This is a genomic window from Actinoplanes siamensis, from assembly GCF_016862395.1.
Taxonomy (GTDB): Bacteria; Actinomycetota; Actinomycetes; order Mycobacteriales; family Micromonosporaceae; genus Actinoplanes; species Actinoplanes siamensis.
The window spans coordinates 37,383-52,226 of record NZ_BOMW01000054.1 but is presented as its reverse complement, the minus strand read 5'-3'; the positions used below and the strand labels follow the sequence as shown (position 1 = coordinate 52,226).

General features: G+C 72.4%; 15 protein-coding genes. 12 read left to right on the top strand and 3 right to left on the bottom strand.

Annotated elements, in window-relative coordinates:
- The first annotated feature begins 96 nt into the window (after window positions 1–96).
- The 9 genes from cydC to folP all read left to right on the top strand — a co-directional run bounded on the left by cydC (window position 97) and on the right by folP (window position 8,348).
- Window positions 97–3,834 (top strand): thiol reductant ABC exporter subunit CydC, encoded by a 3,738-nt coding sequence (gene cydC, locus Asi03nite_RS26740; RefSeq protein ID WP_239102943.1) that lies wholly within the window; start codon window positions 97–99, stop codon window positions 3,832–3,834.
- 10 nt (window positions 3,835–3,844) lie between these two features.
- Window positions 3,845–4,396 (top strand): TetR/AcrR family transcriptional regulator, encoded by a 552-nt coding sequence (locus Asi03nite_RS26735; RefSeq protein ID WP_239102942.1) that lies wholly within the window; start codon window positions 3,845–3,847, stop codon window positions 4,394–4,396.
- Window positions 4,397–4,525: 129 nt separating this feature from the next.
- Window positions 4,526–4,960, top strand: a complete 435-nt coding sequence (locus Asi03nite_RS26730; protein WP_203683226.1) for a hypothetical protein — start codon at window positions 4,526–4,528, stop codon at window positions 4,958–4,960.
- Window positions 4,957–5,289, top strand: a complete 333-nt coding sequence (locus tag Asi03nite_RS26725; RefSeq protein WP_203683225.1) for a type VII secretion target — start codon at window positions 4,957–4,959, stop codon at window positions 5,287–5,289. The genes Asi03nite_RS26730 and Asi03nite_RS26725 overlap by 4 nt, the downstream gene beginning before the upstream one ends.
- On the top strand, window positions 5,286–5,777 hold the full coding sequence (locus tag Asi03nite_RS26720; protein ID WP_239102941.1) for a WXG100-like domain-containing protein: 492 nt from the start codon (window positions 5,286–5,288) through the stop codon (window positions 5,775–5,777). Before Asi03nite_RS26725 ends, Asi03nite_RS26720 begins: the two co-directional genes overlap by 4 nt.
- Window positions 5,770–6,324 carry a nucleotidyltransferase domain-containing protein gene (locus tag Asi03nite_RS26715; protein ID WP_203683224.1) on the top strand — a complete coding sequence of 185 codons (555 nt, stop codon included), beginning with the start codon at window positions 5,770–5,772 and terminating at the stop codon, window positions 6,322–6,324. Before Asi03nite_RS26720 ends, Asi03nite_RS26715 begins: the two co-directional genes overlap by 8 nt.
- Before the next feature lie 10 nt (window positions 6,325–6,334).
- On the top strand, window positions 6,335–6,691 hold the full coding sequence (locus tag Asi03nite_RS26710; protein WP_203683223.1) for a hypothetical protein: 357 nt from the start codon (window positions 6,335–6,337) through the stop codon (window positions 6,689–6,691).
- A 9-nt stretch (window positions 6,692–6,700) separates the two neighbouring features.
- Window positions 6,701–7,252 (top strand): 3'-5' exonuclease family protein, encoded by a 552-nt coding sequence (locus tag Asi03nite_RS26705; protein ID WP_203683222.1) that lies wholly within the window; start codon window positions 6,701–6,703, stop codon window positions 7,250–7,252.
- A gap of 238 nt (window positions 7,253–7,490) precedes the next feature.
- Window positions 7,491–8,348, top strand: a complete 858-nt coding sequence (gene folP / locus Asi03nite_RS26700) for a dihydropteroate synthase (RefSeq protein WP_373872169.1) — start codon at window positions 7,491–7,493, stop codon at window positions 8,346–8,348.
- Between the two features lie 263 nt (window positions 8,349–8,611).
- Here folP and Asi03nite_RS26695 read toward each other — a convergent pair whose 3' ends face one another.
- Window positions 8,612–9,388 (bottom strand): LLM class F420-dependent oxidoreductase, encoded by a 777-nt coding sequence (locus Asi03nite_RS26695; protein WP_203683220.1) that lies wholly within the window; start codon window positions 9,386–9,388, stop codon window positions 8,612–8,614.
- 9 nt (window positions 9,389–9,397) lie between these two features.
- Window positions 9,398–9,838, bottom strand: coding sequence for a hypothetical protein (locus tag Asi03nite_RS26690; protein ID WP_203683219.1), 441 nt, complete (start codon window positions 9,836–9,838; stop codon window positions 9,398–9,400).
- A gap of 118 nt (window positions 9,839–9,956) precedes the next feature.
- On the opposite strand from Asi03nite_RS26690, the gene Asi03nite_RS26685 reads away from it, so the two are divergent.
- Together Asi03nite_RS26685 and Asi03nite_RS26680 are read left to right on the top strand one after the other, a co-directional pair.
- The gene (locus Asi03nite_RS26685; protein ID WP_239102940.1) at window positions 9,957–11,714 is read left to right on the top strand and encodes a LamG domain-containing protein; all 1,758 of its coding nucleotides are present in this window, start codon (window positions 9,957–9,959) and stop codon (window positions 11,712–11,714) included.
- A 29-nt stretch (window positions 11,715–11,743) separates the two neighbouring features.
- On the top strand, window positions 11,744–12,373 hold the full coding sequence (locus tag Asi03nite_RS26680) for a DUF4241 domain-containing protein (RefSeq protein ID WP_203683217.1): 630 nt from the start codon (window positions 11,744–11,746) through the stop codon (window positions 12,371–12,373).
- 430 nt (window positions 12,374–12,803) lie between these two features.
- Here Asi03nite_RS26680 and Asi03nite_RS26675 read toward each other — a convergent pair whose 3' ends face one another.
- Entirely contained in the window at window positions 12,804–14,201 is a 1,398-nt protein-coding gene (locus Asi03nite_RS26675) for an MFS transporter (protein WP_203683216.1), read from the bottom strand.
- A 71-nt stretch (window positions 14,202–14,272) separates the two neighbouring features.
- Here Asi03nite_RS26675 and Asi03nite_RS26670 point away from each other — a divergent pair, with 71 nt between their 5' ends.
- Entirely contained in the window at window positions 14,273–14,836 is a 564-nt protein-coding gene (locus Asi03nite_RS26670) for a TetR/AcrR family transcriptional regulator (RefSeq protein WP_203683215.1), read from the top strand.
- Window positions 14,837–14,844: the final 8 nt, after the last annotated feature.

Here is a 14,844-nt window from a genome sequence, read left to right as displayed (position 1 = left end):
GGCGCATCGTCGCCGCCCTCCGTGGCTTCGTCGCCGTCCTCCTCCCAGCCGGCCGGCCGGCGACGGGTCGCGAAGGGGCCGATCGATCCACGGCTGTTGCGCCACGCCCGGAGCGCGCGGGGCGGCGTCGCGCTCCTCGCCGCGATCGGAACCGGTCAAGCCGCGGCGACTCTGGCCATCGCGGTCGCTCTCACCCGGATCGTCGCGCCGTCCGCGCCCTTCCTCGGCGCACTGTCCGCGGCGGTCCTGCCCGGAGCGCCGCGGACCGCTGCGACCGCCCTGCTGGCCGGGGCGTTCACGGCGCGCGGCCTGCTGTCCTGGGCCGAGCAGGTGCTGGCCCGGCGGACCGCCGCCCGGGTCACCGACGAGCTGCGCCGTTCCCTGCTGGCCGCGGTGGTCCGGCGCGGCCCCGCGTGGGTGGCCTCCTACGGCGCGGGCCGCCTCACCACGATCCTCGGCACCGGGCTGGACTCGCTGCGGCCGTGGTTCTCCGGCTACCTGCCGTCGCTGGTCCTCGGCGTCCTGCTGCCACCCGCGGTGATCGCCGTGATGGCCCTGGCCGACCCGGCCTCCGCGGTCATCGCCCTGCTCACCCTGCCGCTGATCCCGCTGCTCGGCGCGCTGATCGGCTGGGCCACGCAGGCCCGGGCCAGGCAGCGCTGGGCCGCCGACGCCCGGCTGGCCGGCCACTTCCTCGACGTCGTACGCGGCCTGGGCACCCTGAAGATGTACGGCCGGGCCGAACGCCAGACCGGGGTCATCGCCGACCTCACCGACCGGCACCGCCAGGCGACGCTGCGCGTGCTGCGGGTCGCCTTCCTCTCCTCCACCGCCCTGGACCTGGTCGGCACCCTGTCGGTGGGGCTGATCGCGGTCCAGGCCGGACTGCGCGTGGCCGGCGGCTCGATGCCGCTGGCCCCGGCCCTGCTGGCCATCCTCCTGGCGCCGGAGGCCTACCGGCCGCTGCGCGAGATGGCCGCCCGCTACCACGCGGCGACCGATGCCACCGCGGTGATCGCCGACGTGGACGAGATCCTGACAGCTCCCGCCCCGCGGCCACCGTCCGCGCAGCCGTTCCCCCTGACCCCGGAGTGGACCGCCCTCGCCCAAGGCACCATCACTCCCCTCGGTGCCGGCCGGGAGGTCGCGGCCGGCGCTGGGAGCCGTCCCGCGGCCGTTGCGGCACCTCTGGGGACCAGCCGGAGTGTTCCGGCTGGGGCTGAGGCGTGTGACGCGGGTCTGGAGGTCGCGCCGAGTGGTGAGTGGGCGGCGCTCGCCGAGGCGGCCCGGTGGGGTGTGCTCGTGTCCGGGCTGCGGGCTTCCTACCCCGGTGCCAGCCGAGGCGCCTTGTGGCTGCCCGAACTCTCGGTGCGCGCGGGTGAGCTGGTAGCGCTGCGCGGACCGTCCGGGGCCGGCAAGAGCACCGCGCTGCGGGTACTCGCCGGCCTGCACCCGGCCGACACCGGCGCGGTCGCCGTCGGACGGGCCTTCCACCTGTCGCAGCGCCCGGCTCTGCCGCACGCCCGGACGGCGGGCGAGGCCTTCGCCGCGGACGCCACCCCCGACGAGATCCGGTCCGCGCTGCACCTGGTCGGCCTGGACACCGAGGTCACCGCGGAGACCCCGCTCGGCGAACACGGCAACGGCATCTCCGCCGGCCAGCGCCAGCGCCTGGCCCTGGCCGCCCTCCTGCACCGGGCCGGCCGCGCCGCCGCCCTGATCCGCCGCGCCGCCGAACGCCCGGCCCGCGACGAGCCCGGCCCGAAGCGCCGCCCGCTCCCGGTGGTCACCCTGCTGCTCGACGAACCGACCGCGCACCTGGATCCGGCCGCCGAGCGGCTGGTGGTCGCGCGCCTGCGCGAGTTCGCCCAGCGCGGTTGCGCCGTCCTGGTGGTGGCACACCGTCCCGCCCTGCTGGCCGCCGCCGACCGCACCGTCGAGGTGCACCCGCCATCCGCGACGGGCCGCCTCCGGCCGCCGCTTTCGAGCGGCGAGCACAACCCTCCCGCCCGGTCGCCGCTGCCGGCTGGCGCTGAGGAGCGCCTCCCGGCGTCCGAGACACCTCCCGGCGCCAGCCGGAACGTCTCGGCGGGGAGTGCGGGGCGGCTCCCGGCTTCGGGTGGGGGTTGGTGGCGGCGGCCGTGGGTGGCCGTCGTGCTCGGGGCGGGGTCCGCGCTGGGCGGGATCCTGCTGACCGGGTCGGCGGCGTGGCTGCTGGTCCGGGCCGCGACGCTGCCGCCGGTGCTCACGCTGTCGGCGGCTGTCGTCCTGGTGCGCGGGAGCGCGGTCGCCCGGCCGCTGCTGCGGTATCTGGAGCGGCTGGTCGCGCACGACGTGGCGTTCGCGCGGCTGGGGAGCCGGCGGGCCCGGGTGTACGCGGATCTGGTCCCGCGGGTGCCGGGGCCACGGCTGCACCGGCGCGGGGACCTGCTCACCCGCCTCGTCGACGATGTGGACGCCCAGGTGGACGGGCTGCTCCGCGGCTGGCTGCCGGCGCTGACCGCCGGGGTGGCGGTCCTGGTCGCCGGGTGCGCCGCGGTCGGGATCGTGCCCGGCGTGGCGGGGACGCTCGCGCTCGGGGCGCTGATCTCCGGGGTGATCGCGCCGGTGGTCGCCGGGTGGCAGGCGGACCGGCAGGACGCCGCTACCGGGGTGGCCCGGGCGGCGCTGCGGGACGCGATCGTGGAGACGGTCGACGGCGTGGAGGAGATCGGGGCGGGGGCGGGGCGTTCCGGCGTACCCGAGGAACGGAGCCGGACCCTCGCCGGCCTGGAGGCGCGGGCCGCCTGGACCGGCGGGCTCGCCGCGGCCCTCGCCCATCTCGGCTGGACGGTCGCGGCGGCCGGGACCGCGCTGGTCCTGCGGGACGCCGGAATCTCCGCGGAGTGGAGCGCGGTCGTGCTGCTCGGCGTGATCGCCCTGGGCGAGCCGCTGGTGGCGCTGCCGGACGCGGCCGTCGCCCGCCGCCGAGCGGCCGGCGCCGAACGCCGCGTCGCGGCCCTGACGGCGGAGACCCCAGCCGCCGGCGCCCCCCTCGCGGCCACGGAAACTCCCACCAGCGGCGCCGCGACGTCAGCCGCGGAAACCCCGACCGCGCACCCGGTGGCCCGGACCGCGGAAGGCGATGCCCGACGGAACAGCACCACGTCACTCCGCGTGCGCGACGCGGAAAGTCCGGAGGGCGTCGCGGACGGGGCGGTGCGGGTGGCCGGACTGGTGGCGGGCTGGGATCCGGCCGCCGAGCCGGCGCTCGACGGGGTCGACCTGGAACTCGCGCCCGGCGCCCGGGTGGCGGTGACCGGACGCTCGGGGTCCGGGAAGTCGACGCTCGGCGCGGTCCTCGGCGGACTGCTGCGGGCGCGCGCCGGCACCGTCCGGGTCGGTGGCCGGGCGGTGCTGGTCGGGGACGAGACCGGGCACGTGTTCGCCTCGACCGTACGGGAGAATCTCCGGCTCGCATCGCCGGCCGCCGGCGATCCGCAGCTGGAAGCGGCCCTGCGCCGGGTGGGTCTCGGCTCCTGGCTGGACGGCCTGACGGACGGCCTGGACACGTGGCTGGGAACCGGGGGCAGCACGATGTCCGGCGGCCAGCGGCGACGGTTCGCGACCGCGCGGGCGCTGCTGGCGGATCCGGCGCTGCTGATCCTGGACGAGCCGACCGAGGGGATCGACGAGGCCGGGGCCCGCGAGCTGATGACGGACCTGCTGGATGCGGCGTCCGGGCGGACCGTGCTGATCTTCGCGCACCGCGCGGAAGGCTTGGACCTGGTGGAGGAAATCTACGACCTGTCCAACGGCAACCTGAATGTCGGATTGGACCGATCGGTCCTCTAGTCTGGGGATCATGGCACGTACGCCGGTCACGGGCACCCGCGACACGATCCTGACCGCGGCCGCCGGGCTGTTCTACCGGTACGGCGTCCGCGCGGTCGGGATGGCGCAGGTCGTCGAGGCGGCCGGCTGCGGAAAGAACCTGCTGTACCGGCACTTCCCTAGCAAGGCCCAGCTGTGCGCGGCGTATCTGCGGCTGGCCCGCCGGGAACGGGAACAGGCCACCGCGGAGGCGCTGCGCTGGGCGCACGGGCCGGCCGAGCAGCTGATCGCGCTGGTCACCGAGATCGCCGAGAGCACGCGGCGGCCGGGGTACCGGGGGTGCGCGTTCCGGAACTACCTGACCGAGTTCCCGGGCGCGACGGACGAGCCGGCGCAGGTGGCCCGGGCATACCTGGCGGACAGCCGAGCCCTGGTCGACCGGCTGGTCGCCGAGCTGGGCGGGGACCAGCTGCTGGCGGACCGGATCTGGCTGATCGTGGACGGTCTGCACAGCGGCCCGCCGGAGCAGGCCCAGGTGGCGGTCGACTGGGTCACCGAGCTGGTCCGGGCGCGCCACACCTGAGGTCAGATCAAGGACAAAAACGCTCATCGATACGGTTGCGGTACCAGCATGGCGAGATGCCGATCCGCGGCGCCCGTCATGATCCGTTTCGCCCGGCGTGCCGCACCAACCGCACCCCGGGGGGACGCGATGACATACGACGCAGGCGGCGTCGAGCGGCTCGATGCGTTACTCACGCGCGCCACCCATGCCTTGAGAGACGTCGGCACGGTCGGGAACAGCACAGATCCGCCTTCGGCCGAAGGCGCGGCAGCGGACAACCTGGTACGGGTACGGGTCAGCCCGAACCGGATCGAGGCATTGACGATCGACGGCCGGGCCATGCGTCTCGGATCGGCCGAGCTGGCCGCCCGGATCAGCCAGGCCCTCAACGACGCGTTCTCCGCCCTGAGCCGCACCGAACGGCAAACCTCGGACCTGGCACGCGAGGCCCGCGCGGCGAGCCAGGCCCTTGCTGAGCGGGTCAGCGCGATCCAGGACGAATCAGCACGGAGCATGACGATGTTCGTCCACGCCATGCAGCAGCTGACGGACCGGATCGAGCAGAATGGGCGCAGGTCGTGAGCACCCCCGGAAAGGCGGTCCAGGTCCACCCTCCCGCGTTACGCGATTCCGGCGACCAGTTGCGGATTGTTGCCGAGAATCTGGCTGCCGCTCGGCGGCAACATGGCGACTGCACGGGCGCCAGAGACATCTTCGGAACAGATCCGGTCGGGTCGATCATCGGCGCCTCCTATGCGATGGCCCAGGAGATCGCGGCATCCGCTTACGCCTCGGTGAGCCGGAGCTTCGCCGGATTCGGCGACATACTGCGCGAAATAGCTGATGAATTCGAGGAGACCGACGAAGCGAACGGCGAACAGATCTCCGGCACGACAGCCGGCGTGACATGAGTATCGAGATCCCACACCAACTGGCGGAGCTGCTCAACGAACTCGGCTACCTCTGGCCGGAGTCGGACGAGAACCGGATCCTCGAGCTCGGCCATTCCTGGCTGCGCTTCTCGGACACTGTCGACCAGCTTCACGAGACTGCGACGGTCACCGCGACCCAGGTCAGCCGCGATCACCAGGCCGAGGCGATCGACGCCTTCCGTAGCGCGTGGGCAGCCGAGGACGCCGGGGCCGCCGTCCTGGCCCGTGGCGGCAGCGGCGCAACCGCGATCGGCAGCGGACTCGTCATCTGCGCCGGCGTTGTCATCGCGCTGAAGGTCAACGTGATCACGCAGTTGACACTTCTCGCCATCGAGATCCTCCAGGCCATCGCAACCGCCGAGATCACCTTGGGCGCCTCGCTGCTGGAAATACCGGCGTTCAAGGAGATCACCAGCCTCGCGCTGAACTTCTTGATCAGCAAGGCGACGGAGGCGGTCCTTGGTTGAGGCAGGCGCCGCCGGGCGCAGGGCCGCCGGGGAGGCCGCGGGCGTCATCGCCAGATTGGCCGCCAGGCACTTCGGCGAGGAAGCCGCAGAGGTGACCGCCAGGGACATGGTCCGGGCCGCAGCCGGCGAAGTCCGACAGATTCCGCAGGGCTTCACCGAGCGACAGTTCGGCAGGTTCGCCCGCGGAGCGCGGCAACTGCGCAAACAATCCGGGCTTCCCGAAGGCGATCTGGTCGTCCAGGGAAGCCGGGTGCGCGGCACGGCGCGGTCCACTTCCGACATCGACGTCGCCCTCCGCCTGGACGAAAGGTCCTTCTTCGAGCACGCTGAACTCATGCTCGGCCGGGCACCGATCGGCACGAGATTACGCAAATCCATGTTGCGCGATATCAGGCAGAACGGCCAGCTGCGGAGTTTCACCCTCGGCCACGAATTTCAAGTCCTCCGGAGGAGGTTACTTGATTCGGAGTCACCCTTCGAGGTCCAATTTTCCGCTATTCGCATCGGCGGTAGGCTGGATACCGGGCCGTTCATCCCGCTAGGCTGAGGAGATTCCGGTGGAACCCATGCTTCAGTTCTTCGTCATGGTCGACAGCGAGATGAGCCGCGAACGGATGATAGCCGGGGTGCTGGAAGCATTTCCGGAGGCGAGGCCCCACAAGGCCTATTCCTGCGACATCCGCGGCAATCTGCTCCAGGTCGTCGCCAATCGTGACGCGGACCCGAGCCTGGCCGACGATCCCGAGGACGGCTTCCTCTACTTCACGTGGGAGGTCGACTGCATTCCGCAACGCGGCGATCTGGACGAGGACCATCAGCTGGTGCTCGCCCGCGACTTGCAGCGGCATTTCGCGGCCACGGGCGCGAGAACGGCTGTCGGCGCCAGCTTCGAGGATCGTCTCCAGACCGGCTAGGCTGCCCGGATGGCCCGCTTGCCCGAGCTGTACGTCGCCGTCGACGTCGAGGCGGACGGCCCGATTCCCGGGCCGTACAGCATGTTGTCACTCGGTATGGCCGTCGCGGGCCGGCCGGATCTGACCTTCTACACCGAGCTGCGGCCCATCTCGGAGGAGTTCGTGCCCGCCGCGCTGGCCGTCTCCGGCCTCGACCGGAATCGGCTGCTGCGCGAGGCCCCGACCGCCGAGGACGCCATGCGGGCGGCCGCCAAGTGGGTCAACGGCCTGCGCCGGATCGGCCGCCCGGTGTTCCTCGCGGCTCCGGCCGTCTGGGACGGCATGTTCGTGCACTGGTATTTCACCCGCTTCGCCGGGCACAGCCCGTTCGGGGCGACCGGCTCCGGCGTCGACCTCCGCAGTTACTGGATGGGGCTGACCGGCAGCGAATGGGTGGAGACGCGGAAAGGTGTCATCAAGCACCGGCTGGGGCTGGTCGACGTGCCGCACACCCACCACGCGGGTGAGGACGCCGCCGAACTCGCCCAGGTCTTCGACGCGGTCAGGCGGGTGGGGCGGTGAGGCCGCACAGGTCCAGGGCGTACATCAGCTTGTCGGAGCGGTCCGCCCCGAAGGCCACGAACGCTCCAGCGTCCCGTATCTCCGGAAGCCGAGCGACTTCTACAACGCCGGCGCGCGCAGATTGTCGCCGCGCAGCCGCACCTCCGAACATCGCGCCCGGGAAATTCGATCAGCCGGGACCGGGCGGTACCGGCGGGGCGTGGCCCGGCCGCTGTTAGGGTCGCCGATTGTGAGCGACATCAGCGGTGCCCGGGTGATCGGCGGCCGGACCTTCGATTTCTCCCGCCGGGCCGTCGTGATGGCGATCGTGAACCGGACTCCGGACTCGTTCCACGACAAAGGCCGCACGTTCGCGCTGGAGAAGGCCACCGAGGCGGTCCGGCGGGCGGCGGCCGACGGCGCCGACTGGATCGACATCGGTGGCGTGCCGTTCGCGCCCGGCCCCGAGGTCTCCGCGGCCGAGGAGTTGGACCGGGTGCTGCCGGTCGTGGAGGCCGCCCGGGACCTGGCCGTCGTCTCGGTCGACACGTTCCGGCCGGAGGTCGCCGCCGAGGTCATCCGGCACGGCGCCGCCGTCGTCAACGACACCTCCGGCCTGCGCGATCCCGCGATGGCCGACGCGGTCGCCGGCACCGACGCCCAACTGGTGATCTGTCACAGCCTGGCCGCCCCGCGCACGCCCTACCCGAGCCCCCGGTACGAGGACGTGACCGCCGAGGTCGCCGCCTTCCTGCGGGAGAGGGTGGAGGTGGCGTTCTCCCGCGGCGTACGCCCGGATCAGATCATCATCGATCCCGGTCACGACCTGAACAAGAACACCCTGCACTCGCTGGAGCTGACCCGCCGCCTGGACGAGATCGCCGCCCTCGGCTACCCGATGCTGGCCGCTCTGAGCAACAAGGACTTCATCGGCGAGACCCTCGGCCGCCCTCAGCAGGAGCGTCTGGCCGGCACGCTGGCGACTGTCGTTTTCAGTCTCCTGCGCGGTGCGCGCATCATGCGGGTCCACGACGTCCGGGCCGCGCACGACGCGATCCGGATGACCGAGGCGATGCTGGGCTGGCGCGAGCCCGCCTATCTCCAGCACAACATCTGATTCACGTGCGATCGCTGGACCGGCCGCTGCTGCGCCAGGTCGAGGGGTGGGCGTTCCGGAGTCCACCAGGGACGCGCGGCCGATCCTTCTGGCCCTGCCGCGCTCTCTCTGCCCGCGCCGGACGGCTCAGGAGATGATCCGCGAGGTCGCCGCCTGCACAACGGGGTGAGCAGCTTCCGGAGCCAGCTCTTCCTGGCCGTGGTCGCGGTGACGGACCAGCCGGCGGGACCCTGGCGCCGCCGGGGCTCCAGGGTCCGGCGACCCTAGCTCCTGCCGTTGATCTCGTCGCGCCAGGCGAGCGCGTCGCGCAGCTCGCCGAGGTCCGGCTTGGGACCGCCCACCCCGATGGTGAACAGCCGCGCGCCCAGTTCGTGGGTCCGCTCCCGGGACTTGGCGTCGCCGGCCACCGAGACCTCGATCTCGGACGGGTCCCGGCCGATCGCCTCGCAGTGCCCCCGCAGCACGCCCAGCTTGTGCTCCAGGGTCTCGGCGTCGGCGAACGAGTGCCAGATGTCCGCGTGCCTGGCGACCAGGCGCAGCGTCTTCTTCTCCCCGCCACCGCCGATCAGCACCGGGATCTTGCGGGTGGGCGGCGGGTTCAGCTTGCCGAACCGCGCCTCGATCCGGGGCAGGGCGCCGGCGAGGTCGTCGAGCCGGCCGCCGGCGGTGCCGAACTCGTAGCCGTACTCGGTGTAGTCGCGCTCGAACCAGCCGGACCCGATGCCCAGGATGAGCCGGCCCTCGCTGATGTGGTCGACGGTGCGGGCCATATCAGCGAGCAGCTCCGGGTTGCGGTAGCTGTTGCAGGTCACCAACGCGCCGATCTCCACCCTGGAGGTGGACTCGGCCCAGGCGGCGAGCATGGTCCAGCACTCGAAGTGCAAGCCGTCGGGCTCGCCGTAGAGCGGATAGAAGTGGTCCCAGTTGAACAGCACGTCGGCGCCGGCCTCCTCGGCCTCGGCGGCGGTGCGCCGGATGGTGGCGTAGTCCATGTGCTGTGGCTGCAGCTGCAGCCCGATGCGTACCGGCCTGTCGGTCATGCGCCCACCCTACGGGCAGGTGCCGTCGATCTTCTGTCCGATAGTGGTGAATTCTCCGTTGAGGAACGCTTTCGGGTCGGCTGACGTGCTGGCCTCGGTGAGCGCGGCGGCCACTTCGTCGACGGCGGCCCGCTGGGCGGTGTCCTCGCTCTTCGCGCCGGCCGCGGTGACGTCGGCGGCCATCTCGCCGAACGTCTTCTGCAGGCCGGTCCGGACGGCGTCGCCCGAGCCGGTCGCGTAGGCCGCGGCCTTGACCGCGCCGTCGGTGAGGATCTTGTAGACCGCGGTGCAGACGTACATCGGCTGGCCGGCCGAGGCGGACGGCACCGGCGCGACGCTGAACGGCGCGGGCATCGACTCAGGGTTCACCTTGATCTCGCAGCCCGCGGCGAGGGCCGCGGTGGTGAGCAGGGCGACGGTCATGGCGGTGCGACGGCGGCGCAGCGGCACGGCATTCCCCTCTCTCGATCCGGTACGCAGCATAGTTTCCCCCGCCACCTTTATCGAGCCGACGAAGTTAACTACCAGTGTGGCCAATCTCCTGAAAAAGGCGCTTATTGCGATTATAGTGATCAGCCTCGTGACGGCCGGTGGCGCGGCCCACGCCGAGACCGTCTCGCCCAGCCCCGCGACGTCGCCCTCCTTCAACGGCTCGGTCTACGCGGTGGCCTACCGCGGCAGCACCGTCTTCGTCGGCGGCAACTTCACCCGCGCCATCGTGGACGGCCGCAACGTGGAACGCACCCGGCTGGCCGCCTTCGACTCGCGCACCGGCGCCCTGCTGGACTGGAAGCCGAGCGCCGACGGCAACGTCCGGGCGCTCGCGGTGGACGGCGACACGGTCTACGTGGCCGGCGACTTCGACCACGTCGACGGCGAGGTACGGGACGCGATCGCCGGGATCGGGGCCGGCGACGGTGCCCTCACCGCGCTGCGGCACACCGTCGCGGGTCAGCCCAACGCGCTCGCCGCCGACCACGGCCGCCTCTACGTCGGCGGACGGATCACCGCGGTGGACGGGGTGCCACGCGGGAATCTGGCCGCGTTCGACACGGCGACCGGGGCGCTCGACGCGTGGGCGCCGACCACCGACGACACGGTCCACGCCCTGGCCACCGGGAACGACCGCGTCTACCTGGGCGGGAGCTTCCATCGTACGAACGATGTCCGCTCCTCCCTGCGACTGACCGCTGTGGACCCGGTCAGCGGGGCCCTCGACCAGACGTTCCTGCCGAAGCCGGTCTCGCAGGTGTTCGCGCTGGCCGCGGCCGCCGACGGGCTGTACGCGGCGCTCGGCGGGCAGGGCGGCCGGGCGGTGTCGTACACCTGGGACGGCGCGACCCGCTGGACCCGCGTCTTCGACGGCGACGCGCAGGCGATCACCGTGCTGGGCGGCACGGTCTACGTCGGCGGTCACTTCGACAAGGCGTGCATCACCACGAACAACGGCGCCAAGGGCGTCTGCACGGACGGCTCGGTGACCCGCGGCAAGCTGGCGGCCGTCGACCCGCAGGGCAACCTGCTGGAGTGGGCGCCGCAGGCCAACGGCGTCGCCGGGACGCGCTCGCTGGCGGCCAACCCGGAACTCAGCGCGATCAGCGCGGTGGGCGACTTCACCCAGGTCGGCGGGCTGCCACGGAAGCGCTACGCGGAGTTCGGCGCGGCGGTCGAGCCGACCGAGGACGCGCCGGCCGGGCCGCGGTTCGTGGCGTCGTACAACTTCGACTCGACGATGGCGGACGGCACCTTCGACGACGGCTCGGGGCTCGGCCACCTGCTGCGGGCCGTGACCCGCAACGGCGGCGCCCCGGTGCTGGTACCGCACGGCCCCGGACAGGCGCTGCGCTTCCCGGCCAGGTGCACCGGCGCCTCCTGCCCGCGCCTGGTGCTGCGGAGCGAGCCGGAGAAAGATCTCAACCCGGGGACCGGGCCGATCCGGTACGGCGCGGCCGTGCTGCTCCCCCCGGCCCGGACGTCCAGCGGCGAGAACATCCTGCAGAAGGGCTACTCGACCGGCGGCGGCCAGTACACGCTGCGGGTGGACGGCATCTCCGGCAGGCCCAGCTGCGGCTTCGGCGACGGCACGGTCCGCCTGGCCCGCAGCCGGGTCCCGGTGTCCGACGGCGACTGGCACAGCGTGGAGTGCCGGCGCAGCGGGCCCAGACTGTCCATCCTGGTCGACGGCGTGCCGCGGGCCAGCGTGCCGGTGCCGGTCACGCTCGGCGTCGACACCGCGGCGCCGCTGACCGTCGGCGGCAGAGGCGCGGGCGCGCACAACGACCAGTTCCACGGGTCCCTCGACGACGTGTGGGTGCACATCGGTTAGTTGTCGTACCGGTCCGGTACCTTGCCCGCATGCCTGATCTCGACCGCCTGCTCCAGGCCGGTTCCCGTCACGTCCAGGACGATGTGACCTACGTCGTCGAGCCGCACCCGCTGGGTGCTCTCACGTTGCCCACCGGGCAGCTCGCCGCGTTCGACCCGGGGGTCACCGACGAGGAGGAGGAGCCGTTCTCGGTGCGCCTGGCGCCCGGGGCCTACCAGGTCACCGCCTGGGTCGCGGTGCTGGAGAAGGAGGACCGGGAGTGGCAGCGCCGGGTGGCCGCGCTGCAGCTGGTGGTGCGCGACGAGCCGGTCGTGTCGTGGGAGCTCGCCCTGATCGACAGCGACGAGCCCGATCAGCTCGAGGAGGGCGAGTTCTTCGGGTACGGCGTGGACACCGGCACCGGCGCGTTCGCCGACCTGAGCGTGTCGCGGATCCTGGCCGGCTGGGACTCCGACGACTTCGAGGAGGCGTTCGACCCCGACGAGTTCCCGGAGGCGCCGGTCCCGGGCCATGTCGACGAGGTCGTGGACGAGGACTCCGGCGCCAACCTGATCATGGTGGAGTCGGGCTGGGGCGACGGCTACTACCCGACGTATCTGGGCCGCACCGGGTCGGGCGAGGTGGCCTGCTTCGTCACCGACTTCCTGGTCGTCCCCTGACCGTGGGGCGCCCGCCTCGGCATCGGCCCGGCGGACATCGCGATGTCCGCCGGGACCGGCCCCGGCCGTCCACTCACGCTGGTCCCGGCGCCGGCTTCGCAGATCCGGGCGTACGTGGTGAGCCGGCCCGGCACCCTGCCAAGTGCGCCCCGGCGACACCGAAGCCCCGGCTGATCCGGCCCGCGCGGGATGGGTGGAACGCACAGCGTGTGCCGGTCGGAGGTCCGGCACACGCTGTCTTCGCTCCGCCTGGGGCCGGCGGGCGGTGCTCTCCGGGCTGTGGACCGCCGCGGGGTGGGGTCCGACCGGCCGGACGTAGCCGGCGGCCCCGCGGCGACCAGGGTGCTCGAATTGATGGACATCGTTGCATTCGGGTTGCGCGAGTGCAACAGTTCACGCCCGATTGTTTCGGAATGACCAACGGCCGCCGTCAGGCGCGGCGCGGCAGCCGGAGGGCGACGGCCGCGCCCACCGCGATCACCGCGGAGCCGGTCAGCACCGCCGGCCGGGTGCCGTCGAGGAACGAGTCGAAGCTGGTGAAGCCGCCCAGCGAGCTGAAGATCGAGGAGAGCGCGGCCACCCCGGCCGCCACCCCGAACTCCCGGATCGTGTTGTTGGCCCCCGCCGCCACCCCCTGACTGTGGACGTCCACACTGGCCAGCACCATCGTGCTGACCGGGGCGAAGGTCAGCCCCATCCCGATCCCGGCCAGGACGAACGCGCCGACCAGCGAGGAGTACGGCGCGGTCACCGAGAGCCCGAGCGCCACCCACAGCAGCCCGGCCGCCAGGAACACCTGACCGGCGACGATCAGCGTGCGCTGCCCGATCCGGGCTGCGAAGACGCCGGCCAGCGGCGCGACGATCATCGGCGCCGCGGTCCACGGGAGCGTGCGCAGCCCGGACTGCAGCGGACTCAGCCCTTGCACCACCTGGAAGAACTGGGCGAGCAGGAACACCGACCCGAACGCGCCCGCGGAGAACGTCAGCGTCACGATGTTGACCAGGCTGAACCCGCGGCTGCGGAACAATCGGAGCGGCAGCATCGGCGCCCGGTTGCGGGCCTGCCAGAACACGAACCCGGCGAGCATCACGACCGCGGCGCCGAGCATGACCGGCACCCGGCCGGAGGTCCAGCCGCGGTCCGGGCCGTCCACCACACCCCAGATCAGCAGGAGCATGCCGCCGGCCGAGAGCACCAGGCCGATCGGGTCGAGCCGGCGCCCGTCGCCACGGGACTCGTCGAGCACCGTCGTGGCCAGGACCACCGCGACCACCCCGACCGGCACGTTCAACCAGAAGATCCAGGACCAGTGCAGGCCGTCGACCACCGCGCCGCCGACCACCGGGCCGACCGCGATCCCGAGGCCGGTGATGCCACCCCAGATGCCGACCGCCGCGTTGCGGAGGTTGTCCGGCACGGCCCGGGCGAGCAGCGTCAGGGCGAGCGGGGTGATCGCCGCGCCACCCAGGCCCTGCACCGCCCGGGACGCGGTGAGCTGCCAGGCCTCGGTGCAGAGGGCGGCCGCCGCGGAGGCGATCGTGAAGATGACGATGCCGCCCAGGAACATCCGCCGCCGGCCCAGCCGGTCGCCGAGCGCGGCCGCGGTGAGCAGGAACGCCGCGAAGGGCAGCGTGTACGCGTTGACGAACCACTGCAGATCGGTGATGGAGGCGTGCAGCTCGGTGCGGATCACCGGCAGCGCCGTGCTGACCACCAGGTTGTCCAGCGACACCATGAAGGTCGGGATGCCGACCGCGGCCAGCACCGCGGCGAGCGGCCGGGCTCTCCGCCGGACGGCGGGTTTCTCCGCTACGAGACTGGTCACGACTTCCCCCTGAAGAAGTTGTTATCGGCTGATAACTAAAGACGGTAAGCATCAACTGATAACCTGTCAACATGACTCGGAGCCGCCTCACCGCATCGGAACGCCAGGAGCAGATCGTCCAAGCCGCCCTGACCGCCTTCGCCCAGGGCGGATACGCCGGTACGAGCACCGATCAGGTGGCCCGGCTGTCCGGCGTGTCACAGCCGTACGTCATCCGGATCTTCGGCTCGAAGCAGGAGCTGTTCCTCGCCACCCTCCGGTTCGCGAGCAAACGCATCGAGGCCACCTGGCGGGCCGCCGCCGAGCGCGAGCCCACGCTGGCCGGGCTGGGCGGGGCCTACGAGGACCTGCTGGCCGAGCGCGAGCTGCTGGTCGTCCTGCTGCACGGGTTCGCCGCCAGCGAGGACCCGGCGGTCGGCGACGCGGTCCGCGCCTCGTACGGCAGCCTCTACGACACCGTCCGCGAGCTGACCGGCGCCACGGCCGAGGAGGCCCGCGACTTCTTCGCCATGGGCATGCTGATCACCGTCCTGGGCGCGATGCGGGTGATCGGCCCCGACCCGGTCCCGCGACAGCCCTGGATGACGTCACTGACCGACACCTTCGACGATCACCAGCCGGTGAACGGCGGGTGAAGACGTCC